Origin of the sequence: Micromonospora sp. NPDC051006, from assembly GCF_044456245.1 — a bacterium.
In the GTDB taxonomy this organism is placed as follows: domain Bacteria; phylum Actinomycetota; class Actinomycetes; order Mycobacteriales; family Micromonosporaceae; genus Micromonospora.
In genome coordinates, this window is record NZ_JBITFP010000013.1 from 110,042 (window position 1) to 133,569 (window position 23,528).

General features: G+C 73.1%; 20 protein-coding genes. 3 read left to right on the plus strand and 17 right to left on the minus strand.

The features are described 5' to 3' along the window. Positions 1-78: 78 nt before the first annotated feature. The 7 genes from ACIBBA_RS20570 to glyA all read right to left on the minus strand — a co-directional run bounded on the left by ACIBBA_RS20570 (position 79) and on the right by glyA (position 4,726). Complete coding sequence (locus ACIBBA_RS20570; RefSeq protein ID WP_396699336.1) at positions 79-900, minus strand: F0F1 ATP synthase subunit delta; 822 nt, start codon at positions 898-900, stop codon at positions 79-81. Then, positions 900-1,439 carry a F0F1 ATP synthase subunit B gene (locus ACIBBA_RS20575; RefSeq protein ID WP_357051710.1) on the minus strand — a complete coding sequence of 180 codons (540 nt, stop codon included), beginning with the start codon at positions 1,437-1,439 and terminating at the stop codon, positions 900-902. Before ACIBBA_RS20575 ends, ACIBBA_RS20570 begins: the two co-directional genes overlap by 1 nt. 28 nt (positions 1,440-1,467) lie before the next feature. Then, entirely contained in the window at positions 1,468-1,704 is a 237-nt protein-coding gene (locus ACIBBA_RS20580) for an ATP synthase F0 subunit C (protein ID WP_091595532.1), read from the minus strand. A 68-nt stretch (positions 1,705-1,772) separates the two neighbouring features. After that, entirely contained in the window at positions 1,773-2,570 is a 798-nt protein-coding gene (gene atpB / locus ACIBBA_RS20585) for a F0F1 ATP synthase subunit A (protein ID WP_350871804.1), read from the minus strand. Positions 2,571-2,581: 11 nt separating this feature from the next. Continuing rightward, positions 2,582-2,818 carry an AtpZ/AtpI family protein gene (locus ACIBBA_RS20590; RefSeq protein WP_396699339.1) on the minus strand — a complete coding sequence of 79 codons (237 nt, stop codon included), beginning with the start codon at positions 2,816-2,818 and terminating at the stop codon, positions 2,582-2,584. Between the two features lie 194 nt (positions 2,819-3,012). Next, the gene (locus tag ACIBBA_RS20595) at positions 3,013-3,444 is read right to left on the minus strand and encodes a hypothetical protein (protein WP_350871800.1); all 432 of its coding nucleotides are present in this window, start codon (positions 3,442-3,444) and stop codon (positions 3,013-3,015) included. Then, complete coding sequence (glyA, locus tag ACIBBA_RS20600; RefSeq protein ID WP_396699341.1) at positions 3,437-4,726, minus strand: serine hydroxymethyltransferase; 1,290 nt, start codon at positions 4,724-4,726, stop codon at positions 3,437-3,439. Before glyA ends, ACIBBA_RS20595 begins: the two co-directional genes overlap by 8 nt. A 35-nt stretch (positions 4,727-4,761) precedes the next feature. Between glyA and ACIBBA_RS20605 the strand changes: the two genes are divergently transcribed. After that, entirely contained in the window at positions 4,762-6,252 is a 1,491-nt protein-coding gene (locus tag ACIBBA_RS20605) for an SDR family oxidoreductase (RefSeq protein ID WP_396699343.1), read from the plus strand. Here the strand turns inward: ACIBBA_RS20605 and ACIBBA_RS20610 are convergent. From ACIBBA_RS20610 to prmC, 4 genes are all read right to left on the minus strand, one after another. After that, entirely contained in the window at positions 6,227-8,338 is a 2,112-nt protein-coding gene (locus tag ACIBBA_RS20610; RefSeq protein ID WP_396699345.1) for a transglycosylase domain-containing protein, read from the minus strand. The genes ACIBBA_RS20605 and ACIBBA_RS20610 overlap by 26 nt on opposite strands. A gap of 110 nt (positions 8,339-8,448) precedes the next feature. Then, positions 8,449-9,060, minus strand: coding sequence for a phosphotyrosine protein phosphatase (locus tag ACIBBA_RS20615; protein ID WP_396699347.1), 612 nt, complete (start codon positions 9,058-9,060; stop codon positions 8,449-8,451). Beyond that, the gene (locus tag ACIBBA_RS20620) at positions 9,061-9,702 is read right to left on the minus strand and encodes an L-threonylcarbamoyladenylate synthase (protein WP_357052250.1); all 642 of its coding nucleotides are present in this window, start codon (positions 9,700-9,702) and stop codon (positions 9,061-9,063) included. Then, complete coding sequence (gene prmC / locus ACIBBA_RS20625) at positions 9,702-10,661, minus strand: peptide chain release factor N(5)-glutamine methyltransferase (protein WP_396699349.1); 960 nt, start codon at positions 10,659-10,661, stop codon at positions 9,702-9,704. Before prmC ends, ACIBBA_RS20620 begins: the two co-directional genes overlap by 1 nt. Before the next feature lie 73 nt (positions 10,662-10,734). Between prmC and ACIBBA_RS20630 the strand changes: the two genes are divergently transcribed. After that, complete coding sequence (locus ACIBBA_RS20630) at positions 10,735-12,285, plus strand: diguanylate cyclase domain-containing protein (RefSeq protein ID WP_396699352.1); 1,551 nt, start codon at positions 10,735-10,737, stop codon at positions 12,283-12,285. 18 nt (positions 12,286-12,303) lie between these two features. Here ACIBBA_RS20630 and prfA read toward each other — a convergent pair whose 3' ends face one another. Together prfA and rpmE are read right to left on the minus strand one after the other, a co-directional pair. Continuing rightward, positions 12,304-13,392, minus strand: a complete 1,089-nt coding sequence (gene prfA, locus ACIBBA_RS20635) for a peptide chain release factor 1 (RefSeq protein WP_357051682.1) — start codon at positions 13,390-13,392, stop codon at positions 12,304-12,306. A gap of 109 nt (positions 13,393-13,501) precedes the next feature. After that, positions 13,502-13,726 carry a 50S ribosomal protein L31 gene (gene rpmE, locus ACIBBA_RS20640; protein ID WP_013288272.1) on the minus strand — a complete coding sequence of 75 codons (225 nt, stop codon included), beginning with the start codon at positions 13,724-13,726 and terminating at the stop codon, positions 13,502-13,504. A 293-nt stretch (positions 13,727-14,019) separates the two neighbouring features. Here rpmE and ACIBBA_RS20645 point away from each other — a divergent pair, with 293 nt between their 5' ends. After that, positions 14,020-14,916 carry an AAA family ATPase gene (locus ACIBBA_RS20645; RefSeq protein ID WP_396699355.1) on the plus strand — a complete coding sequence of 299 codons (897 nt, stop codon included), beginning with the start codon at positions 14,020-14,022 and terminating at the stop codon, positions 14,914-14,916. Positions 14,917-14,988: 72 nt separating this feature from the next. Here ACIBBA_RS20645 and ACIBBA_RS20650 read toward each other — a convergent pair whose 3' ends face one another. The 4 genes from ACIBBA_RS20650 to ACIBBA_RS20665 all read right to left on the minus strand — a co-directional run bounded on the left by ACIBBA_RS20650 (position 14,989) and on the right by ACIBBA_RS20665 (position 23,455). Then, entirely contained in the window at positions 14,989-18,408 is a 3,420-nt protein-coding gene (locus ACIBBA_RS20650; protein ID WP_396699357.1) for a phosphodiester glycosidase family protein, read from the minus strand. Positions 18,409-18,879: 471 nt separating this feature from the next. After that, positions 18,880-20,928, minus strand: a complete 2,049-nt coding sequence (rho, locus tag ACIBBA_RS20655; RefSeq protein WP_396699359.1) for a transcription termination factor Rho — start codon at positions 20,926-20,928, stop codon at positions 18,880-18,882. Between the two features lie 294 nt (positions 20,929-21,222). Further along, positions 21,223-22,167 (minus strand): homoserine kinase, encoded by a 945-nt coding sequence (gene thrB, locus ACIBBA_RS20660; RefSeq protein ID WP_396699361.1) that lies wholly within the window; start codon positions 22,165-22,167, stop codon positions 21,223-21,225. A 58-nt stretch (positions 22,168-22,225) separates the two neighbouring features. Continuing rightward, on the minus strand, positions 22,226-23,455 hold the full coding sequence (locus tag ACIBBA_RS20665; protein ID WP_396699363.1) for an MFS transporter: 1,230 nt from the start codon (positions 23,453-23,455) through the stop codon (positions 22,226-22,228). Between the last annotated feature and the right edge of the window lie 73 nt (positions 23,456-23,528).

The window sequence follows — 23,528 nt, forward strand, 5'->3', positions numbered from 1 at the left end:
GTATCAGGGGCCCGGGATACCTAGTACCGACCGGTCCGAATGGCGTGTGTCATTCCGGGCGCTGCGCGGCGGAGCCGGTCAGCGCTTCGCGAGCGCGTTGCGGGTCTCGTTGAGGCGGCGCAGGATGGTGCCGTCGTACAGGTCGGAGCCGACCCGCACGCTCACGCCACCCAGGACGTCGGGGTTCACCGTCTGTCGAACGGATACCTCCCGACCGTATATGGCGGAGAGCCGAGCGCCCAGCCGCTGCTCCTCCTCGTCACTCAACGGGGCCGCCACGGTGACGTACGCCACCTGCCGGTCCCGCCGCTCGGCGGCGAGTTCGACCAGCCGGGTGAGCGCGCCCGCGAAGGAGCGTCCGCCGAAGCCGGTCAGCGCGAAGCCGACGAGATAGCTGGTGACGGGCCGGGCCTTGTCCGCGAGCAGCTGGTCGACCAGGGTCGCCCGCTGTTCGGCGGGGGCCATCGGGTCGGAGAGCACGCTGGACAGCTGCGGGGAGCTGGCGACGACCTGCCCGAAGCGGAACAGCTCGTCCTCGACCTCGCCGAGGTCGCCGGCGGAGTCGGCGCTGGCCAGCAGCGCCGCCACGCCCAGCCGCTCGGTGGCGTCGAGCAGCTCCGACGGCGTCGACCACCGGCCGGAGACCAGCGCGCCGAGCAGGTCGAGCGCGTCCGCGCCGACCTTGCCGCGGAGCATCCCGTCGAGCAGGCCGGCCCGGTCCTCGCCGGAGCGGGCCGAGTCGGCGAGCGCCCGGCGCAGCCGCGGCTCCCGCCGCAGCAGGGCGGCGACGGAGAGGATGTCGTCGGCGGTGGTGGCCACCGCCGACGGCTCCGCGCCGCGGACGTACGCGTCGAGGCGCTCGGCCGCGATCTTGTACGACTCCCGGCTGGCGGCCTGCATCAGCGGGCCCCCGCGCTCTCGAGGCCGCTCAGGAACCGGTCGACGGTGCCCTTGCGCCGCGCCTCGTCGGCGAGCGACTCACCGACGATCTTGCTGGCCAGGTCCACCGCGATGGTGCCGACCTCGGTGCGCAGCTCGCGCACGATGGTGGCCCGCTCGGCGGCGAGCTGGTCCTTGCCCGCTGCGATGATCCGGTCGGACTCCTCCCGCGCCTTGGCGAGGATGTCCTGGCGGATGCCCTCGGCGTCGGCCCGGGCGTCGTCCCGGATCTTGGCGGCGTCGGTACGCGCCTCGGCGAGCTGCGCGCGGTACTGCTCAAGCAGCTGGTTGGCCTCGGCCTGGGCGGCCTCGGCCCGCTTGATGCCACCCTCGATCGCGTCGACCCGCGCCTGGAACGTCTGCTCCATCCGGGGGAAGACGAACTTCATCAGCACGAAGCAGAGCACGATGAAGGCGATGCCACCGACCACGATCTCCTGCCAGAGCGGAAGGATCGGGTTGTGGCTGGTCTCACCGCCTTCTGCGGCGATCAGGAACATGGAGACCTCCCGGTCAACTCAGACGGGATCAGGCGCCAGACCAGACGAAGCCGAACGCGACGCCCAGCAGGGCCAGCGCCTCGATGACGGCGAAGCCGATCCAGACGTACGGCAGGGTCATCCGGGACGACTCGGGCTGGCGGGCGGTCGACTGGATGTAGGCGGCGAAGACCAGGCCGACGCCGATGCCCGGGCCGATGGCCGCGAGGCCGTAGCCGATGGCGGCGGTGCTGCCCTCTACCGCGGCGAGAACGCTAGCGTCCATTGGTGTGGTTCCTCCTGGTTATCACGCGTGACTCTCACGCGGGACGACAACGGTTGGTGCGAGGTGGATCAGTGTTCGTCGGCGAGCGCGCCCTGCACGTAGCTGGCGGTCAGCACCGTGAAGACGTAGGCCTGCAGGACGATCACCAGGAACTCAAGGAAGGTGAGCGCCACGGTCATCACCCAGGAGAGCACCGAGATCGGCGCCAGCAGGGCGTTGGCGTTGAGCATCGCGAAGCCGCCGAGGGTGAACACCAGCAGGAGCATGTGGCCGGCGAACATGTTCGCGAAGAGACGGACGGCGAGCGAGAACGGCCGGACGAGGAACGTCGAGAACGCCTCGATCGGGACCAGGATCGGCAGGATGTACCACGGCGCCGGCGGGATCAGTGAGTTCTTGAAGAACTTGCCCGCACCGTGGTGCTTGATGCCGGCGTAGATGAAGAGCACGTAGCTGATCGCCGCGAGGAACGCCGGGAAGGCGATGTGCGAGTTCGGCGAGATCTGGAACAGCGGCACGATCGCGAAGAAGTTGGTCACCAGGATGAAGCAGAAGAGCGTGGTGAAGTACGGCGCGAATCGCACACCCGCATGCCCGATCATGTCGACCGCGATGTTGTTCCGCACGAAGCCGTAGATCGACTCGGCGAACCACTGCTTCTTGGTCGGCACCAGCTGCGGCTTGCGGTAGCTCACCAGGAAGAACAGGATCAGGAGCCCGACCGCCAGCCACACCATGAACGTGATCTTGGTGAACCAGTAAGAGTTGTGCGCACCCCAGGGCAGGATGCTGGGCAGGTAGAAGTCCTCCACGCTGGGTGGGAATGTGACCTCGCCCTGTGCCAGGACGTTCGCCTGTCCGAACACCGCGTCCCTTCCTATTGAGGCGTGCCGAGCTTACGGATGACCAGGACGATTCCCCCGGCCATACCGAGCACGATGCCGATTCCGGTGGCGACACCACCGGTGTCGAGCCACCGGTCGACCAGCCAGCCAACGAAGCCCCAGACGAGCATCCCCGCGATCAGGTAGCTGAGCGCGGTCCAACCCTGGCCGGCACCGGACGGAACGTCGCCCGAGCCGCCAGTGTTGGGGGGTTTCTGGTCACCGGCCATGACGGGGCGAACGATATCAGTCGGGTGGACGAGGCTGTGCCTCACCCCCCGCACAACCTGGTTGTGTGGGACACGGGTGGGCGAAGTCTTCTCCGGGGCACGCTACTCCCCTTCGGGCAGCGAGAGAATGACCGATCGAGGACACATCGGCGGCGTGCCCGAAAGGTGGGACGGGCGGTGTCCGTCCAGCTAGCTCAGCCGCGGACGCGTCGAGCGTGGACCGTGGTCAGCCACCAGATGTGCACCCCGGTCCAGACCACCACGCCGGCGGCGATGCCCAGGCAGAGCGGGATCAGGCCGGGCCAGCCGGTCGCGGCCACCGCGACCATCACGGCGCCGAGCAGGGTGAACTTGGCGACGTAGAGGCCCAGGCCGAACGGCAGCACCAGCTGCGTGTCGCGGGCGTCGGCCCAGGCCAGCACCACGGTGGTGAGCGTGTAGCTGAGCGCGGTGACGGCCACCCCGACGGCGGCGCCGAGCGCCGCGTCGGCGGAGCCGACGACCCCGCCGACCACCGCCGCGACCGCCGCCATGACCGCCGAGGCGATCAGCAGCACCGGCAGGTGACGCAGTCGCCAGCCCCGGTCCTCGGCCGCCTCCGCCGCGCGGGCCCCCGGCTCAGCCACGGGGGTACGCCGGGAACGTCGCGACCAGGTCGGCCACCTCGGCGCCGACCCGGGCCAGCTCGTCGGCGCCACCGGGCGCCGCGGGGTCGGCCCGGACCGCTCGGGCGATCAGCGCGGCGATCTGGCGCATCTCCCCCTGCCGCATGCCCTGGGTGGTGACGCTCGGCGTGCCCACCCGGATGCCGGAGGCGACCATCGGCTTCTGCGGGTCGTACGGGATGGCGTTCTTGTTCAGGGTGATCGCGGCGGCGTCGCAGCGCGCCTCGGCGTCCGCCCCGGTCACCCCGGTCCCGGTCAGGTCGATCAGGGCCAGGTGGGTGTCGGTGCCGCCGGAGACCGGCCGCATCCCCTCGGCCGCCAGCCCGGCGGCGAGCGCCTGCGCGTTGCCGATCACCTGGGCGGCGTAGGACCGGAACTCGGGCTGGGCGGCCTCGCGCAGGGCCACCGCCTTGGCCGCCACCGCGTGCATCAACGGCCCGCCCTGGGTGAACGGGAAGACCGCCTTGTCGATCCGCTGGGCCAGCGACTCGCGGCAGAGGATCATGCCGCCGCGCGGCCCGCGGAGCACCTTGTGGGTGGTGAAGCAGACCACGTCGGCGTACGGCACCGGCGACGGGATGGCCCCACCGGCGACCAGTCCGATGAAGTGTGCCGCGTCCACCATGAGGTAGGCGTCGACCTCGTCGGCGATCTCCCGGAACCGGGCGAAGTCGATCAGTCGCGGATAGGCGGTCGCGCCACAGATGATCATCTTGGGCCGGTGGGCGCGGGCCAGGTCCCGGACCTCGTCGTAGTCGATCAGCTCGGTGTCCCGCCGGACCGTGTAGCCCACCGTGTCGAACCACTTGCCGGAGAAGTTCACCCGGCTGCCGTGGGTGAGGTGGCCGCCGTGCGGCAGCTCCATCGCCAGCACCGTGTCACCCGGCTGCACCAGGGCGGCGTACGCGGCCAGATTGGCGCTCGCGCCGGAGTGCGGCTGGAGGTTGGCGTGCTCGGCGCCGAACAGGTCCCGGGCCCGGGCGATGCCGATCTCCTCGGCCCGGTCCACCTCGGCGCACCCGCCGTAGTAGCGCCGGCCCGGATAGCCCTCGGCGTACTTGTTGGTCAGCGTCGAGCCGAGCGCGGCCAGCACCGCGGGCGAGGTGAGGTTCTCGCTGGCGATCAGCTGCAACCCGCCGCGCAGCCGGTCCAGCTCGCCGAGCACCACCCCGGCGATCTCGGGATCGGTCGCCCGGAGCTGGTCGAAATCCGGCCCCCAGAAGGTGCTCGTCACGGTGTCCACGACGAAGGAGTCTATGGGGCCGCAGACTGGGAACCATGAGATGCCTCGTCACGGGCGCGACGGGTTACATCGGCGGGCGGCTGACGCCCCGGCTGCTGGCCGACGGTCACCAGGTGCGCTGCCTGGCCCGACACGCCGGCCGGCTGCGGGATGTGCCCTGGGCCGCGGCGGTCGACATCGTCGAGGGTGACCTGCGTCGGCCGGAGACCCTGCCGGCCGCGTTCGCCGACGTCGACGTGGCGTACTACCTGGTGCACTCGCTCGGCCAGGCCGGGTTCGAGTCGGCCGACCGGGAGGCGGCGGAGTCCTTCGCGGCCGCGGCCAGGGCCGCCGGCGTACGCCGGATCGTCTACCTCGGCGGGCCGCAGCCGGCGGCGGACGACGAGCCCTCGGCGCACCTGCGCTCCCGGGCCGAGGTGGCGCGGATCCTGCTGGCGAGCGGGGTGCCGACCGCGGTGCTCCGGGCGGCGGTGATCATCGGGTCCGGCTCGGCCTCGTTCGAGATGCTGCGCTACCTGACCGAGCGGCTGCCGGTCATGGTGACCCCGCGCTGGGTGAGCAACCGGATCCAACCGATCGCGGTGCGCGACGTGCTGCGCTACCTGGTCGGCTGCGCCAACCTGCCGCCCGAGGTCAACCGGGGGTTCGACATCGGCGGGCCGGACGTGCTCACCTTCCGCGACATGATGCAGCGCTACGCCCGGGTCGCCGGGCTGCCCCGACGGATCATCGTGCCGGTACGGCCGCTGACCCCGTCGCTCTCCTCGCACTGGGTCGGGCTGGTCACCCCGGTACCGAACGCGATCGCCCGGCCGCTGGTGGAGAGCCTGATCCACGAGGCGGTCGCCACGGAGCACGACATCGCCCGGTACATCCCCGACCCGCCGGGCGGGCTGACCGGCTTCGACCAGGCGGTCGAGCTGGCCCTGAAAATGGTGCGCGACGCCCAGGTGGAGACCCGCTGGTCGAACGCGAGCGGCCCGGACGCGCCGGCCGAACCGCTGCCGAGCGACCCGGCGTGGTCGGGCGGCACCGCCTACACCGACCACCGGGAGCGGGCGGTGGACGCGTCACCGGAGGCGCTCTGGCGGGTCATCGAGGGGGTCGGCGGCGAGCACGGCTGGTACTCCTTCCCGCTGGCCTGGTCCGTCCGGGGCTGGCTGGACCGGCTGATCGGCGGGGTGGGGCTGCGCCGGGGCCGGCGCGACCCGCACCGGCTCCAGGTCGGCGAGGCGCTGGACTTCTGGCGGGTGGAGGAGATCGTCCCGGGTGAGCTGCTGCGGCTACGCGCGGAGATGCGGCTGCCCGGCCGGGCCTGGCTGGAGATGCGGGCACTGCCCGCCGACGGCGGTCGCAGCCGGTACCAGCAGCGCGCGGTGTTCCTGCCGCGCGGGCTGGCCGGGCACGCCTACTGGGGCGCGGTGGCCCCGTTCCACGCGGCGATCTTCGGCGGCATGGCCCGCAACATCGCGCGCGGCGCGGAGCAGGACGCGGGGGTCGTCAGTTCCCCGTCCGAGCGCCGGTGACCTGCAGGGCGGTCCGCTCACTGGGCGGTACGAAGTCGCGCACCGGCTGATCCCGGAGGCCGAACGAGAGCACCTCGCCGACCACCTGCACCAGCTGATCCTGCACCGCCCGACCGACCGCGTCCCGCGGGTCGTCCGGGTTGGCCGCCAGCGAGGCGACCGCCAACTGCGGGGTGAAGGCGACCACGGTCTCCGTCTCGTACCGCTCGGAGCTGCCCGTCTTGCCGGCCACCGGCCGGCCGAGCCGCTTGCGTAGCCCCTCCGCGGTGCCGCCCTCGCACCGGTGGTACATCGACTGGTCGCCGACCGGGCAGCGGGCCGCGTCGGCAGCCGCCCTGGCCACGTCGGTGTCGAGCACCTGGCGGCAGTCCGGCTGGGCGGCCTCCACCGGCCGGCCCGCCGCGTCGTTGATCGACACCACCGGGGACGGCGCGCACCAGGTCCCCTCCGCCGCCACCGTGGCGTACGCGGTGGCCAGGTCGAGCGGGGTGGTGGCGGAGACGCCGAGGGTGAACGGGCCCCAGTTCTTCGCGCCGTACCGGGCCAGCCGGGCGTCGGCGTCGGACCGGAACACGATGCCGAGCCGCTCGGCCATCTCCACCACCCGGTCCGCGCCGACCCGCTCGGTGAGCCAGGCGAAGTAGGTGTTCACCGAGCGGCCGAAGGCGCTCCACATGGTCTGCCGCCCGTCCATCGACGCGGAGGAGTTCTCCGGGCACCAGCGGCCGTCGCAGCTCGCCGGCCCGGTCACCGGATACTCGGTGAGCAGCCGGCCCGGGGCGTCGTACTCGGTCTGCAACGGCAGGCCGGCCTCCAGCGCGGCCAGCATGGTGAAGAGCTTGAACGTCGACCCGCCCTGGTAGCCCTCGATCGTGCCGCCGCCGGCGACCAGCTGGTTGACCGTGTTCGGGTGGTTCTTCTGCCCGGCCGGGTTCTCGGCCACGCTGTAGTTGCGGTTCACCGCCATGGCGAGCACCCGACCGGTGCCGGGCTGGACCACCGCGGTCGGCGCCGCCCGCCGGTCGTTCACCGGGTAGACCCGCCGCACCTGCTCGACGGTGGTCCGCTGCACCGCCGGGTCCAGCGACGAGACGATCGTGAAGCCGCCGCGGCGCAGGGTGCGCTGCCGCTCGTCCGCCGTCGCGCCGAAGGCCGGCTGCGCCGCCCACCACCGCGTGAACCAGTCGCAGAAATAGCCCCAGTCGTTGCGCTCCTCGGGCACGGCGGTGCAGTCGTTCGGGGTGGCGCTCGGGCGCAGCTTCAGCGGCTCGGTCTTGGCCGCCGCCGCCTGCTCGGCCGGGACCTGGCCGGACTCCACCAGCCGGTCCAGCACGTACGCCCGCCGGTCGAGCGCCGCGTCGGCGTCGCCGTTGATCGGGTCGTCGGTGTGCGGCGAGCGCACCAGCCCGGCCAGCAGCGCCGCGTCGGCGAGGGTGAGCTCCTTTGGCGTCTTCGAGAGGTACCGCTTGCTCGCCGCCGCGATCCCGTACGCCCCGGCGCCGAAGTAGGCGATGTTCAGATACCGGGTGAGGATCTCCTCCTTGTTCAGCTCCCGCTCCAGGGCGAGCGCGTAGCGCATCTCCTGGACCTTGCGGGCGGTGGTCACCTCGGTGGCCGCCTCGCGCTGCTGCTCGGTGAGCCGGGCATCGCTGCGCAGCACGTTGCGGACGTACTGCATGGTCAGCGTCGAGGCGCCCTGCCGGGTCTCGCCGTCGCGCTGGTTGACGGTGAACGCGCGCGCCACGCCGCGCAGGTCGACGCCGCTGTGCTGGTAGAAGCGGACGTCCTCGGCGGCCACGATCGCCTGGCGCATCACCGGCGCGACGTCGTGCAGCGGCACGTCCACCCGGTCCTCCTGGTAGAAGGAGGTGATCAGGGTGGTGCCGTCGTTGGCGTAGAGGTTGGAGCGCTGGGCGGTGGGCGGCGTTCGCAGCGTGTTCGGCAGCTCCGAGTAGGGCGTGGAGAGCGCGCTGAAGCCGATCCCGAACACCAGCGCGACCGGCAGGGCGGCCGCCGCCAGCACCACTCCGGCCAGCACGCCGGCGATCAGTACGGTCAGCACTTTGTCGAGATGGGCCCGGGTCATCAGCTCTCCCCGCAGGAGCCGGTCACGCTAGGACCCGTTCAGAATGACCCCGAAAGTCCTGTTAGCCGCCGGTTTTCCGCAAACCCGGAGGAAATTCGCGAGGCGGACAGTCAGGGCAGAAGGGCAGCCGCGAGCGGCTGTACCGTCTCCTCGATCTCGTCCGCCACCCGGCTGAAACACTGGTCGCCGCGACCCCACGGGTCGTCCAGGTCGTCGGTGGACAGCACCGCCGAACCCCGGCGGCCGGCGTGCGCCGCCGCCACCAGCGCCACGCCCCGGGCGTACACCGCCTCCGGGGTCGCCTCGCCCGGCGGCAGCCCGGCGGTGTCCACCGACCCCAGCAACCGGCCGAACTCGCCCAGCACGAAGGTGCGCTCGGCGGCGTCGGGGCGCAGCGCCAGCACGTACTCCTGCTGGTCGGCGGTGGCGGTGAGGACGAGGTCCGCGGCGTCGATGTGCTCCGAGCGGAGCTTGCGGGCGGCGAACCCGGCGACGTCACCGCCACGGGTGGTGACCTGCCGGGCCGCCGGCGGATTCATCTCCTCACCCGCGTGCCAGCCGCCGGTGCCGGCGCTGTGGCTGTGCAGCAGGTCGTCACCGCCGGCCGGGTCCAGACCGCGCCGGGCCATCCGCTCGCGCACCGCCACAGCGAGCAGCCGCTCGGCCATCGGCGACCGGCAGATGTTGCCCATGCAGACGTGCAGGACGGTGAACGGCGGCACCTAGGCCCCCTCGACGATGTCCGGCACCACGTCGCGAAGCTTCTCCAGGGGGATCGCGCCCTGACGCAGCAGCCGCGGCACCTCGCCGGTGAGGTCCACGATCGTGCTCGGCACCGGGTCCGGGCAGGGGCCCGCCTCCAGATAGGCGCGGACCGAGTAGCCGAGCTGGTCCCGCGCCTCCTCGGCGGTGACCGCGGCCGGCTGGCCGGTCTTGTTGGCTGAGGAGACGGCCATCGGGCCGGTCTCCCGCAGCACCTCCAGCGCCACCGGGTGCAGCGGCATCCGTACCGCCACCGTGCCGGTCTTGTCGCCGAGGTCCCACTGCAGGGTCGGCGAGTGCTCGACGACGATGGTCAGCGCGCCCGGCCAGAACGCCTCGACCAGGTCGCGGGCCGCCCGGGGCAGCGAGAAAACCAGACCGTCGAGGGTGTGCCGGGAGCCGATCAGCACCGGTGGCGGCATCTGCCGGTCCCGGCCCTTCGCGTCGAGCAGCGCCTTGACGGCGTACGGGGTGAAAGCGTCCGCGCCGATGCCGTAGACCGTGTCTGTCGGCAGGACGACCAGTTCGCCGTTCTTTACCGCCTCGATGGCCGCAGCGATGCCGCGGTCGCGATCTGCGGGTGACCGGCAGTCGTAGAGCATCACGAGGAGCCAGTCTGCCACGCCGGGCCGAGGTCGGGGCGGCGGCCGTCCGACCGGCGGGACGCGGTGGTGAAGCGGGGCCGCCCGGCCAGGTCCCGATGCGCGGTTACGGCGGTGAACCGGCCGTCCGCGACGAGCAGCGCCGGCACGTCCGCGCCGTGCGTGTCGTCGTGCTCGATGCCGAGCCACCCGCCGGGGCGCAGCAGCACCGCGGCGCGGGCGGCCACCGGGCGGATCACCGCCAGCCCGTCCACGCCGCCGAAGACCGCCTCCGCCGGGTCGTGCCCGGCCACCTCGGGCGGCACGACCGTGTCGGCCGGCACGTACGGCGGGTTGCAGAGCAGCACGTCCACCCGGCCGACCAGGTCGTCCAGCAGGTCCGGCGCGGTGACGTCCGCCTCGACCACCTCGATCGGCCGGTCCCCCGCCGTGGCCCGGTCCGCCGCGTTGCGGCGCAGCCAGCGCAGCGCCGCCGGGGAGCGTTCCACCGCCACGACCCGCGCCCCGGGCACCTCCTGGGCCGCCGCGAGCGCGATCGCACCGGAACCGCTGCACAGGTCGACCACCAGCGGCGCGTTCCCACCCGACCCGGCCCGCCGGGCCTGTTCGATCCCCCAACCGGCGAGCAGCTCGGTCTCCGGCCGGGGCACGAAGACGCCCGGCCCGACGGCCAGCTCCAGGTGCCGGAAGGCGGCCTCGCCGGTCAGGTGCTGCAACGGCTCCCGGTCGGCCCGCCGGGCGACCAGCGCGTCGAACGTGGCGAGCTGGTCGTCGTCGAACCCCTCGGCCAGCGCCAGCCGCCCCCGGGACACCCCCAGCACGTGCCCGGCCAGCAACTCGGCCTCGGCCCGGGCCGATTCCACGCCGGCCGTGGCGAGAATCCGGGTCGCCCGGGCGACCGCGACCGAGGGCCGGACCCGTTTGGTCCCTTCGGGGGGGTGTTGCGGCAAGGTGGTCACGACATAATCATGAAGCGTCGCGGGTCGCGTCACGCGCGGGTGCGTCCAGGCGCACATCGACAGGAGGTCGCTGGTGGGTTGGCTCGACCGGGTCGATGACCAGGTTGACGCGCTGAGGCAGGCGCGGGCGTTGCAGGAGGCCAGCCGGTCCGCCGAGGCGTACGCGGTGCTGGAGCGGGTGCTCCGTGGCACCACCGACCCGCGCACCCGGGCCGACGCCCTCGTCCAGCGTCTCTCCGCTCTGATCAATCTCGGACGCACGGCGGAGTTCACCCGGGCCATCGAGGAAGCCTCGACGGCCGTGCGTGACCTCGCCGAGCCCTACCTGCACGGGCACCTCAACGCGCTGGCCGCGCTCGCCGCACACCACCAGGGCGCGCTCGACCGCTGCGTCACCCACCTGGTCAGGGCCGCCCGGGCGCTGGGCGCGGTGGAGGACCCCGACCGGGACACCGCCTGGGGTTGGCACGACCTGGCGATGGCCTACTCCTACCTCAGCTTCCACGGCTACGCGTTGGGCGCGATCGAACGCGCCCGCCAGCTCGGCCTGACCGCCGGGATCCCCGAGGAGACCTTCGCCGCGCCGGGCATCCGGCTGCGCAACGCCGTCGCGCTGGACCACAACGGCGACAGCGACGGCTGCCTGCGGGTGCTGCGCGACGTGGCGAGCGACCTCGGCCGCTTCCTCCGCGCCGGTCGGGCCGGCCAGCTGCGCCCGAGCAGCCTCGCCGCGTACGGCTACGCCGCCGCCCGCCGGGCCGCCCTCGGCGACCGGATCGAGTCCGGCACCGACGCCGACCCGGCCCGGTTGATCTCGCACGGCGGGGACAGCGCCCGCGCGCGGGACATGCGCGATCTCGGCCAGGTCTGCCTCGCCATCGCCGCCGGCCGGCCGATCGAGGCGGTCGCCCGGCTGGACACCGTCCACGTCGCCAACGAGACGCTGGGCGGGGCCGAGCCGGCCCGGCTGCGCAGCATCGCGCTGGCCCGGGCCGGCGATCACGCGGCGGCGCACCGGGCCGACCGGCTGGCCTTCCGGCTCGCCGCGCAACGCAACGACCGGCTGCGCGACGTCTACATCGACGGCATCGCGGCCCGGATCGACCACGAGGAGATGCGCCGGGAGGCCGCCCGCTACGAGGGTGAGGCGCTGACCGACCCGCTGACCGGGCTGCCCAACCGGCGCCGGCTGGAGCGCTACATCGCCGCGGTGGTGGCCCGGGGCGAACGCGTCGTGATCGGGGTCTGCGACCTGGACGGCTTCAAGGCGGTCAACACCCGGCACGGGCACCACTCCGGCGACCTGGTGCTCCAGCGCATCGCCGGCGTGATCAACAGGGTGATGCGCCGGGGCGACTTCGTGGCCCGCTACGGCGGCGACGAGTTCGTGGTGGTGCTGCCCGAGGCCGGAATGGCCGAGGCGGCCGAGGTGGCCCGGCGGATCGGCGCGGCGGTGGCCGGCGAGGACTGGGAGTCACTGGTCCCCGGCACCCCGGTCGGGGTCAGCGTCGGCTTCGCCGAGGTCGCCGGTGGCGGGCCGACGCTGCGCGACGCGCTGAGCACCGCCTTCGAGGTCGCCGACCGGGAGATGCTGAAGGCAAAGTCCCGCGCAAAGGCGTCCTGACGTCGCCGGCGGGCGACGTCAGCGCCGGGCAAGTTCGGTGTCGCCGGCCAGGCGGGCGGCGCGGTCGGCCTCGCCGAGGGCGTCCAGCACCCCGTCCAGGTCACCGGCGAGCGCCAGGTCGAGGTTGTACGCGGTGTAGCCGATCCGGTGGTCGGTGATCCGGTTCTGCGGGAAGTTGTAGGTGCGGATCCGCTCCGAGCGGTCCACCGTGCGCACCTGCGCCTTGCGCGCGTCCGAGGCGGCCGCGTCGGCCTGCTCCTGGGCCGCGGCCAGCAGCCGGGCCCGCAGGATCCGCATCGCCTGCTCACGGTTCTGCAGCTGCGACTTCTCGTTCTGGCAGGAGACCACGATGCCGGTCGGCAGGTGGGTGATCCGCACCGCCGAGTCGGTGGTGTTCACCGACTGCCCACCGGGCCCGGACGAGCGGAAAACGTCGATCCGCAGCTCGTTCGGGTCGATCGTGACGTCGACGTCCTCGGCCTCCGGCAGCACCAGGACACCGGCAGCGCTGGTGTGGATCCGGCCCTGCGACTCGGTGACCGGGACGCGCTGCACCCGGTGCACGCCGCCCTCCCACTTGAGCCGGGACCAGACCCCGTTGCCGCCCTCCGGCACGCCCTTGGTCTTGATCGCCAGTGAGACGTCCTTGACCCCGCCGAGGTCGGAGTCCTGGGCGTCGATCACCTCGGTGAGCCAGCCCCGCCGCTCGGCGTAGCGGGTGTACATCCGCAGCAGGTCGCCGGCGAAGAGCGCGGACTCCTCACCGCCCTCACCCGCCTTGATCTCGACGATCACGTCCTTGGCGTCGTGCGGGTCGCGCGGGATCAGCAGCTCGGCCAGGCGCTCCTCGAGCGCCGGCAGGGACGCCGCGATCGACTCGGCCTCGGCGGCGAAGGAGGCATCCTCGGCGGCCAGTTCCCGGGCCGCGGCCAGGTCGGCGCGCGCCTGGGCCAGCTCACCGGCCGCCTTGTGCAGCGGGACCAACTCTGCGTACCGGCGGCCGACCCGGCGCGCGGTGCCCTGGTCGGCGTGGATGGCCGGGTCGGCCAGCCGCTTCTCCAGGTCCGCGTACTCGTCGAGGAGCTTGGCCAGACGCTCGCTGCTCATGCTGCGGATGCTCCTTCGACGGCGGGGACACCGGTGGACGCCCGACGGGCGGGTATACGGACGACGCCCGCGCCCGGCACAAGACCGGACGCGGGCGCCGAACGAGCAGTTACTTGGCCTTCTTGGCCTGAACCTTGGCGTACTTCTGCTGGAACTTCGCGACCCGGCCGGCGGTGTCCAGCACGCGCTGCTTACCGGTGTAGAAAGGGTGGCAGGCGCTGCAGGTCTCGACGCTGATCGCGCCGCCCTTGGCGGTGCTGCGGGTCGTGAAGGTGTTGCCGCAGGAGCAGCGGACCTCGGTGGTCACGTACTCCGGGTGGATGTTGGGCTTCATGTCGCCTCGGTCCTCTCGTTGGTGGTCGCCGGGTCGCCGCTGATCTCCCCGCCGCGACTACGCGACGGACTCGGGCGTGAACCGGAACCGGTGGCCGATTGACCAGTGTGCCATGGGCGTCAGCCGGACCCGTAATCGGGCGGCACAGCAGGTCCAGCTCCGACAACGCCCGGCATCCGTCTTGCATTCCCGCCGCCCGACGGGGCATTCACCGCCCGTGGCGTTGCCCCGTCGTACCCCGTGCGGGGCACGCCTGGCGCGCGAGTTGGGCACGGCGCATCGGAGGTGAGCGGATGCCACGCCTGATCGTGACCCGGGGCCTGCCCGCCTCGGGAAAGACCACCTTCGCCCGGACGCTGCAACCCTCCGTGGTCCGGGTCAACCGGGACGACCTGCGCCGGATGTTGCACGGCGAGCGGCTCTTCACCCAGTGGGCTGAGGCGCAGGTGACGACCGTCCAGCGGGCCCAGGTCGAGGCACTGCTGCGGGCCCGGGCCGACGTCTGCGTCGACGACACCAACCTGCGCTCCCGGACGCTGCGGGACTGGGCCGAACTGGCCGCCCGCCACGGCGCCGAGTTCGAGGTGCACGACTTCACCGACGTGCCGCTGGAGGAGTGCCTGCGCCGCGACGCCGAGCGGTCGGCGGTCGACCGGGTCGGCGAGGCCGCCATCCGCCGGCTGCACGAGCGCTATCTGGCCGGACGGATCCTGCCGCTGCCCGTGCCGGAGGCCCGCCCCGGCCGGCCTGCCCAGGTGCACGAACCGTCGGCCGGGGCGCCGGAGATCGTCCTGGTGGACATCGACGGCACCGTCGCGCTGAACGTCTCGCGCAGCCCGTACGACATGACCCGGGTCGGCGAGGACCAGCCGAACGAGGCGGTGATCGCCGCGGTCCGGGCGATGCACGCCGCCGGGTACGCGGTGGTCTTCTGCTCGGGCCGGGACGCCTCGGCCCGGGTTGACACGGAGGCCTGGCTGCAGCGACACGTCCGGGTGCCGTATCTCGCGCTACACCTGCGGGCGGTCGGCGACCGGCGCAAGGACTCGGTGGTCAAGCGGGAGATCTACGAGCGGGAGATCCGCGGCCGCTACCGGGTGGTCGGGGTCTTCGACGACCGGATGCAGGTGGTGCGGATGTGGCGGGCGCTCGGGCTCACCGTCTTCCAGGTCGCCGACGGCGACTTCTGACGGCGGCCGGCCGGCGCCCACCGGCTGGCCGGTGGGAGGGGCCCCGGCCGAGGCGCGGGGCCCCTCCCGGGCTCAGGCGGCCGGGGCGACCGCCCGGGCGGCGGTGGTGACGCTGGCTTCGGCGCGGACGCCGTTCACGGTCACCGCCAGCACCAGCGACGCGCCGGGACGCAGCGCGGTCAGCGTCCCGGTGGCCGGATCGAACCGGGCCACGTGCCACGGACGCAACCCGCTCGCCGACCCGATGTGCACGCCAGGCGAGGCAGACCAGTCGGCGCTCACCGGCGCGGCCACCGGGACGGCCCGCCCGCCCGGCTGGGTGATCGTGGCGGTGACCGCCGCCGGGGCGCCGACCCGTACAGCGGCCGGGGCCCCGATGGCGAGCTGGTCGGTGTGCGCGTGCATCTCGGCGTCCACCCAGCGCGGCCCCTCGGCCAGCGGGTCCCGCCGGGCCCGGTCGGCCTCGGCCGGGCTCACCGGGTCGACACCGAACTCGGTCCAGCCGGTGAAACCGCCGCGGTCCGCCGGGGTGGACGGTGTCTTGCCGGAGTTCCCGTTGATCACGTAGGGCACCCCGTCGACCCGCTCGGCGTGGAAGGTGCCGACGTGCCCGCCGACGAAGAGCGCGCCCTTGCCGGTGCGGTGCTGGAAGTCGGCCAGCCACTGCTCCAGCAACGCCGCCTCCTTGCGGTCGCCGAGCTGGCTGGCCTCGGCCGGGCTCGGGTCGCGCGGCGGGTGGTGGTGCAGCACGACGACCGAGCCGACCGCCGGATCGTCGGCCGCCGCGTCCAGAGCCTGGCGCAGCATCCGCACCTGGTCGAACCCGCCGCCGCGCAATGATCCGGTGGACGAGTTCAGCGTGACGAACCGGGTGCCCTTGTGGTCGAAGACCCGCGAGGTGTCCCCGAAGACGGCCTGGAAGTTGCTGATCGGCGCGCCCATGATCTCGTGGTTGCCCGGCACGTAGTACCAGGGCAGCTCGTCACCCAACTCCTCGTCCAGGATCCGTCGGGCCAGCGCGAAGTCCGCCGGGTACGCGGTGTCCACGAAGTCGCCGTTGATCACCAGGAAGTCCGGCTTCGCCGCCCTGACCTCGCGCAACGTCCGGCGGGCCTGGGCGACCAGATCGCTGTCCGGGTCGGCCGCGACGAACTGGGCGTCGGAGAGCACCGCGAAGCGCCAGGGCGCACGGTCGACCGTCCCGTCGCGGACCACCACCCGGTCGGTGGCCGACGGCTCGGCCGGCACGTCCACCGAGGGCGGCACCTTGGCCACCAGGTCGTCGATGACGATCTCGCTGGTGTACTGGGCCGCGGCGTTGGTCTCCGCGACGTAGAAGCGCCGGACCCGCACCGGGTACTGCACCCCGGCCGGCACGGCGAACTCGACGTACTTCCAGCCGGTCCAGGTGATGTAGGGGCCGCGCAGCACGTGCTGGGTGTCCTGCGCGTCGTGCAGGTGCAGGCTGGGCCACTCCCCCTTGCCGTTGCCGTGGATCCACATGCCGAACGCCTGTGGCTGCCCGGGCACCTCGATCCAGGCCGGCGGGTCGGCGTACGCGGCCCGGGTGCCGGTGGACTGGCTGAAGTCGTACGTCAGCTTCAGGCCGGTGCCGGTGTGTCCCGGCGCCGGCGCGACCGATCCGCTCGCCCGGGCCTGGCTGAACTTCCAGGCCGCCGCGTCGTCGAAGCTGGCCACCGGCTGGTCGGTCAGCCCGACGGTCACCGGCACCACCGTGCTGCGCCCGCCGACCTCGACGGTGACCAGGCCGGCGCCGGAGTCCTTCAGCGCGGTCACGTTGAGCGCGCCGTCAGCGTTCGGGGCGATCCGCAGCAGGTCGTGGTCGTACGTCAGGCGCAGGTCCGCGGGCTCGATCGGGGCGGTGTTCCCCTCGGCGTCGGCGCCGACCACGCCGAGGAGCGCACTGCCGTCCCGCCCGGTGAGGCCTACGCGTTCCACTGTGGAGTCGATCCGGGCGAGCGGCCCGAGCACGGTGAGGTCGAGGTGTCCGGTGGCCTGGCCACGGCCGGCGGTGACCCGGGTGGGCCCGGGCCGCAGGGCGCGGAACACCCCGTCGGCGCTCACCCGACCACCCGCCGCCGGTTCGGCTCGCCAGCTCGGCCTGCCGGCCGCCGGGCCGTACGTCTCGTCGTAACCGGCCGCGGTGAGCCGCCGGGTCAGCCCGGGGAAGACCCGGTCCGGCCGGCCACCCCGGACCGGGGAGACCCCCGGCGCGGCGCTCGGATCGCTGGCCGTCTCCACCCAGTACCCCCTGAGCCGGCCGCTGCCCTGCGGCGCGTAGAGGGCGAGCCCGTTGGGCACGGCGCGTTCGGAGCCGTCCGAGGGGCTGTTCTCCACCTGGACCGCCGCCGCGCCCGGCTCCCGGGCGAGCAGCGTCGACGAGCCGCCGCCGTCGAGGTTCAGCGCGTGGTGCGCGCCCAACTCGACCATCATCCGGCCCATCTCGGTCTGGGTCACGCCCCGGCTGTCGACCTGCCGTCCGTCCACCGTCAACATGATCATTTTGCGTCCGTCGGCGGTGAAGCCGACCGCCGTACGCGGGGCCAGCGACGCGTCCGCGATGCTCTGCACCGCGCCGTCGCGGACCAGCACGTTGCCGCCGCCGACCGCGGCGTGCAGGTCGCTGCCGTCGGACGGCTTCGGCCGCCAGGTCACATCGACCGGATCACCGGGCCGCAGCCCGGCCAGCGCGTCGGCGCCGGCGTCCCGGCCGAGCAGGATGGTGGTGCCGGCGGCGATGGGTCCGCTGCCGGCCACCGGGTTCACACCGGCCACCCGGCCGCCGACCAGGGCGACCTCGGTGACGCGGGCCGCGCCGACCACGGCCCGCTCCCGGGTGTACGTCCCCCAGAGCGCGGTGAACGCGCCGATGCCGTCGGCCTGGATCATGTTGTTGAACTGGGTGAGCGGGACCGGGCCGGTGGGCAGGGTGGCGTTGCCGTCGAAGTTGACCTCGATCACCCGGCCGACCCCCTCGGTGGTCACCGCGACCGCGTTGTGGTGCCCGCTGACCGGCGACTGGATCAGTTCGCCGTCGCGGATGCCGACGCCCTGCGCCGCGCCGGAGTTGTTGATGTCGAAGAAATCGCCGTTGACCGCGGCGACCGCGCGGGTCCGGTCCACCGCGCCGCGCAGCGGCTCGGCCCGGCTCACCGCGCCCGAGTTGACATAGTCGACGGTGACCCCGCCGGTGAGGTCGGCGGTCAGCGCGTCGGCGCGCAGCCACCCGTCCGCGTCGTACCGGTCGAACGAGGTGAGCCGGACGCCAGGGGCGACCGGCCGGCTGGTCTTCACGGTCTCCAGGCCGTCGGCCGGCTCGACACCGACGGGAGCCGCGGTGCCCGGACTCGTGACGGGGCTCGCGGTGGTGGGGCTGGCGGCGGCCGGGCCCGACGCCGGGGCGACCAGGGTGAGCAGCGGCGTCAACAGCAGGACGCCGGCGAGGTGGGCGGATCGTCTGCGGGTACGCATGGACGACAGTCAACCGGAGTTCGAATAGAACTTTCAATACTTGCCGATCAACACGAAGGAAAACTTCAGTCTCCTCGGGATGTCTCGCGCCTGCGGGCCGCCCTTGTCCCGCCGCCGGTCGCCGGTCGCCGGTCGCCGGTCCGACGCTGTCGAACTGCTCCAAATATGGACCACCGGCCCGGCGGCGACCGATGGCCGGCGCGGCGACGGCCAGGCGGCCCTAGCTGCGCGGCAACTCAAGGCCACACGGCGGGTCATCTGCACGAGCCTGAAGCCATAGCGCCACCGCACGACACCGCACGACACCGCGGCGCAGCCGTGGTCCATATCTGGGGCAGTTCGACAGGCTCCGCAGCTGGTGGGTCCAGCTCGGATGGCGTGGCGGACAACGAGCGGTCGGAGGTGGGGAGAACGACACGAGGGGCACGGCCGGACGGCCGTGCCCCTCGTCGAATCCTCAACCGGGGAGGGTTACTCCCCCGGCGTCGACTTCGCGATCTGCATCAGGAACTCGATGTTGGTGCGGGACTGCTTGAGCCGGTCGAGCAGCAGGTCCAGCGCCGCCTGCGAGTCCAGCGAGTGCAGGACCTTGCGGAGCTTGTGGATGATGGCCAGCTCCTCCGGCGCGAGCAGGACCTCCTCCTTACGCGTACCGGATGGGTTGATGTCGATGGCCGGGAAGGTCCGCTTGTCGGCGATCTTCCGGTCCAGCTTCAGCTCCGCGTTACCGGTGCCCTTGAACTCCTCGAAGATGACCGTGTCCGCCATGGACCCGGTCTCCACCAGTGCGGTGGCGAGGATGGTCAGCGACCCGCCGTTCTCGATGTTGCGGGCCGCGCCGAGGAAGCGCTTCGGCGGGTAGAGCGCGGTGGAGTCGATACCACCCGACATGATCCGGCCGCTGGCCGGCGCCGCCAGGTTGTACGACCGACCGAGCCGGGTCACCGAGTCGAGCAGCACGACCACGTCGTGCCCCAGCTCGACCAGGCGCTTCGCCCGCTCGATCGCCAGCTCCGCCACCGTGGTGTGGTCCTGCGGCGGCCGGTCGAACGTGGCCGCGATGACCTCGCCCTTCACCGAACGCTGCATGTCGGTGACCTCTTCGGGCCGCTCGTCCACCAGCACCACCATCAGGTGGCACTCCGGGTTGTTGCGGGTGATCGCGTTCGCGATCGCCTGCAGCACCATCGTCTTACCGGCCTTCGGCGGCGAGACGATGAGCGCCCGCTGGCCCTTGCCGATCGGCATGACCAGGTCGATCACCCGGGTGGTCAGGATGTGCGGCTCGGTCTCGAGCCGCAGCCGCTCCTGCGGGTAGAGCGGAGTGAGCTTGTAGAACTCGGGACGACGCTTCGCCTCGTCCGGCTCCATGCCGTTGATGGTGTCCAGGCGGACCAGCGGGTTGTACTTGTCCCGCCGCTGTTCGCTGCCACTGTCGCGGGCCGCCCGCACCGCACCGGTGATCGCGTCACCGCGGCGCAGGCCGTACTTCTTGATCTGGGACATCGACACGTAGACGTCGTTCGGGCCGGCCAGGTAGCCGGTGGTCCGGACGAAGGCGTAGTTGTCGAGCACGTCGATGATGCCGGCCACCGGGACGAGCACGTCGTCCTCGCCGACCTGCGGCTCACGGCCGCCACCCTCGCCGCCCTCGGGGCGCTCGCCCCGGCCACGGCGACGGTCCCGGAAGCGGCTGCGCCGGCCCCGCCGGCCGCCGCCCTCGCCGTCGTCGTCACCGTCGCTGTCCCGCTCCGCGCGCTGGCCCCGGTCACCCCGGTCGCCCCGCTCGTTGCGGTCACCGCGGTCGTTGCGGTCACCCCGGTCGTTGCGGTCGCCCCGGTCGTTGCGCTCGGCCCGCTCGTTGCGGTCGCCGCGCTCGGCCCGCTCGTTGCGGTCGCCACGCTCGGCACGCTCGGCACGATCGCCACGCTCGGCACGGTCACCGCGCTCGGCACGATCGCCACGCTCGGCACGGTCGCCACGCTCACCGCGCTCGGCACGGTCAGCACGCTCACCGCGCTGCTCGGCACGTTCGTTGCGGTCGCGACCGCCGCGACCCTCGGTGCGCTCGCCGGTCTCGGCCTCTTCGGTGCGCGCCTCGGCGCTCCGCGCCTCAGCACCCCGACGCCGGCTCCGGCTGCGACCCTCGGTCTCGGCCGCGGCCGGCTCGGCCGGCGCCTGGTCTGCGGTACGCCGCTCGGCCTCCGGCCGCTCGGCGGTCTCCCGGACCTCGGCGTGCACCTCTTCACGGGCGGGAGCGGCCGCGGCCGCGACTTCGGCCCGCGGACGAGGGGTCCCGGCGGCGGCGCCGCCCTGCCGCTCGGAGATGGCGCTGATCAGCTCGCCCTTGCGCATGCGAGCCGTGCCGGAGATGCCGAGCGACGCGGCCAGGCTCTGCAGCTCTGGCAGCAGCATCGCCGACAGACCGGTGCCGCTACGCCGACGACGGGCGGGAGCGGCGGTGGTGGCATCGCCAGCGACGTTGGAAACATCCGACGTCACGTCGGTGGTGTCGCTCAATGGATTCCTTCCCTCGATAGGCCGGGACTGCCCGGAGTCGACAAGCAGGTGGCCGGGCGGCCTCGGTGCACCCGCCTCGCATGAATGCGTCGCGGGAGTCTGTGACACAGCAGCCGGTGGTTTCCCGACTCACCACCATCGGTGAGCAGGTCTCGCCGTCTGCGGCGACCTGTGGAAACTGCGGTGCGGCGTGGGCCTTGGCAGGGGTGACGGGCTGACCGCCGAGAGCTTCGGGGGTGCGCCGACCCGCAGGAAGATCGCGTGCTTCGCGGCTGTGCTAAGTCTAGAGCGTAATCAACTCTTCCGACCTGCGGCAACAGGGTCCCGCTCGGCGTGTCCAAGTCTACCCCGGGCAACCCGGGCGCCGCTGACATCTATCGGTAACTGCCAGACCTGCCAGTCTGTTCCCGGGTCGAAGCCCTCGGGCAGGTCGTTGAGCGCCAGCACGGTCGGGCCCGCCCCGCTGACCACAGCCGCCACATCCGCCGCACGCAATGCGCTGACCAGCGCAGCCGTCCCCGGCATCCCCGGTGCGCGGTAGTCCTGGTGCAGCCGGTCGACGGTCGCCGGCAGCAGCAGCGTCGGGTCTGCGGTCAGCGCGTGCACGAGCAGCGCGGCCCGCCCCGCGGTCAACGCGGCGTCGCCGTGCGGCACGGTGGCCGGCAGCGCCGCCCGGGCGGCCGCGGTCAGCCCCCGCTCCGCGGGCACGAAGACGGTCGGGCGGACACCCTCGGCGACCGGCCGGGAGATCGCCCGGGCACCGGTCGGCTCCGTCCAGGCGAGCGTGAAGCCACCGAGCAGGCAGGGCGCCACATTGTCGGGGTGACCCTCCAACTCGCCGGTCAGCCGGAGCACGGCGGCGGTGTCCAGGCGGCGTTCGCCGTCGGTCACCAGCGCCCGGGCCAGCAGCACGCCGGCCACGATCGCCGCGGACGAGGAGCCCAGCCCGCGGGCCTGCGGGATGCGGTTGACGCACTCCACGACCAGCCCCGCCGGCTCCGCGCCGAGCCGCGCGAAGGCGGCCCGCATGGCCCGGACCACCAGGTGCCGATCGTCGGCGGGAAGCTCGCCCGCGCCCTGGCCGGTCACCGTCACCCGGACACCCGCCGGCACCACTTCGGCGGCCACGTCGTCGTAGAGCCCGAGGGCGAGCCCCAGCGCGTCGAAACCCGGACCCAGGTTGGCGCTGGTGGCGGGAACGCGGACCCGGACCGGCCCGGCGGTGAAGTTCGTCGGCACGGGGTCATGCTAGGGCGCGGGACCGACGATCCGGGCCGCCGCCCGCACGCTGGGACCGCTACCGCGCCGCGCCCGGGGCCGGCTCGAGGACCGGATCGGTGAGGGAGAGCCGGCGGGTGGCGATCCGCCAGCCGATCGCGTAGACCAGGGTGACCAGGCCGCAGCCCGCCAGCACCACCCGAGCGTCCACCACGTCGACCACGGCGGCCACCGCGAGCTGACTGATCGAGATGGCCAGCGTCGCCAGCATCATGTCGGTGGCGAAGACCCGCCCGCGCAGCCGGTCCGGGACCTCGCCCTGCAGGGCGAAGTTCGACATCACCCAGTTGCTGCCGCCTGCGAAGTGGGCGACGAAGACCAGCAGCAGCACGAGGGGGAACCAGGACACCACCGCGGTGCCGATGTAGGCCAGCCCGTAGAGCGACATCGAGACGGCCAGCCCGGGCAGCAGCCAGCGCCGGTTGGTCAGCACCCGGCGGCTGAGGATCGGCCCGACCAGCGCGCCCGCACCGCGGACCGCGAAGAGCAGCCCGGTACCGGCCGGCCCGGCCAGCAGCGGGAAGACCGTCAGCACCCCGTTGCCGAGGCCCACCGCCGACTTCACGGTGACAAGCGCCAGCACCCGCGGCCGGTGCCCGATGTAGCGCAGCGCCTCGACGATCGCCGGCCAGGCCCGCTGCGGCGGCAGGTCCTGATCCCGGGGCGCCTGCAGCGGCCGGCGGATGATCGCGGCCAGGCCCGCGGCGCAGGCCAGGCCCACCGCGGCGATCCAGAAGCAGGCGTACGGCCCGACCTGCTGGCTGAGCACGCCACCGAGCGAGGCGCCGACGACCGTCATGGTGCCCCAGGCGGAGCCGGCGATCGCATTGCCGGCGGCCAGCTGGTCCGGTTCGAGCACGTTGGGCAGCGCGGCCTGGGCCGCGGGCGAGTACAGGCCCTTGGCCACCGCGACCACACCGATCGCGGCCAGCGCCAGCCAGGCGGTGCCCGCGCTGCGTACGCCGAGCAGCAGCAGCACCCCGAGCAGGGCCCCGACGTTCGCCACCATCATGATCTTTCGCCGGTCGAACCGGTCGGCGATGGTGCCGGTGAACGGCAGCAGCAGCGCCACGATCCCGGTGTCGACGGCCAGCACCAGCGCGCCCCACACCCCGCTGCCGGTCAACTCCGGCAGCAGCACCAGCAGCGGCACCATGACGAACCAGTCGGCACCGAAGACCACCAGCTCGGCCAGGAAGAGGTTGCGGAAGTCCCGGTTGCGGGTGAGGACCGACAGGGTGGACGCCACGGAGCAGGACCCTACCCGGCGGCCGGCGTCCCGCCGCGTGCCGTCGGTGATCCGACCGGTGGGCCGGCCGGAC

Excerpts from the sequence above, each read along its gene's own strand:
- ACIBBA_RS20610 (WP_396699345.1), bottom strand. The coding sequence starts at position 8,338 with ATGACCCGGGCCCATCTCGACAAAGTGCTGACCGTACTGATCGCCGGC.
- ACIBBA_RS20590 (WP_396699339.1), bottom strand. The coding sequence starts at position 2,818 with ATGGCCGGTGACCAGAAACCCCCCAACACTGGCGGCTCGGGCGACGTT.
- ACIBBA_RS20645 (WP_396699355.1), top strand. The coding sequence starts at position 14,020 with ATGCCACGCCTGATCGTGACCCGGGGCCTGCCCGCCTCGGGAAAGACC.
- ACIBBA_RS20620 (WP_357052250.1), bottom strand. The coding sequence starts at position 9,702 with ATGCTCTACGACTGCCGGTCACCCGCAGATCGCGACCGCGGCATCGCT.
- ACIBBA_RS20605 (WP_396699343.1), top strand. The coding sequence starts at position 4,762 with ATGAGATGCCTCGTCACGGGCGCGACGGGTTACATCGGCGGGCGGCTG.
- ACIBBA_RS20570 (WP_396699336.1), bottom strand. The coding sequence starts at position 900 with ATGCAGGCCGCCAGCCGGGAGTCGTACAAGATCGCGGCCGAGCGCCTC.
- ACIBBA_RS20580 (WP_091595532.1), bottom strand. The coding sequence starts at position 1,704 with ATGGACGCTAGCGTTCTCGCCGCGGTAGAGGGCAGCACCGCCGCCATC.
- prfA (WP_357051682.1), bottom strand. The coding sequence starts at position 13,392 with ATGAGCAGCGAGCGTCTGGCCAAGCTCCTCGACGAGTACGCGGACCTG.
- rpmE (WP_013288272.1), bottom strand. The coding sequence starts at position 13,726 with ATGAAGCCCAACATCCACCCGGAGTACGTGACCACCGAGGTCCGCTGC.
- ACIBBA_RS20650 (WP_396699357.1), bottom strand. The coding sequence starts at position 18,408 with ATGCGTACCCGCAGACGATCCGCCCACCTCGCCGGCGTCCTGCTGTTG.
- ACIBBA_RS20575 (WP_357051710.1), bottom strand. The coding sequence starts at position 1,439 with ATGTTCCTGATCGCCGCAGAAGGCGGTGAGACCAGCCACAACCCGATC.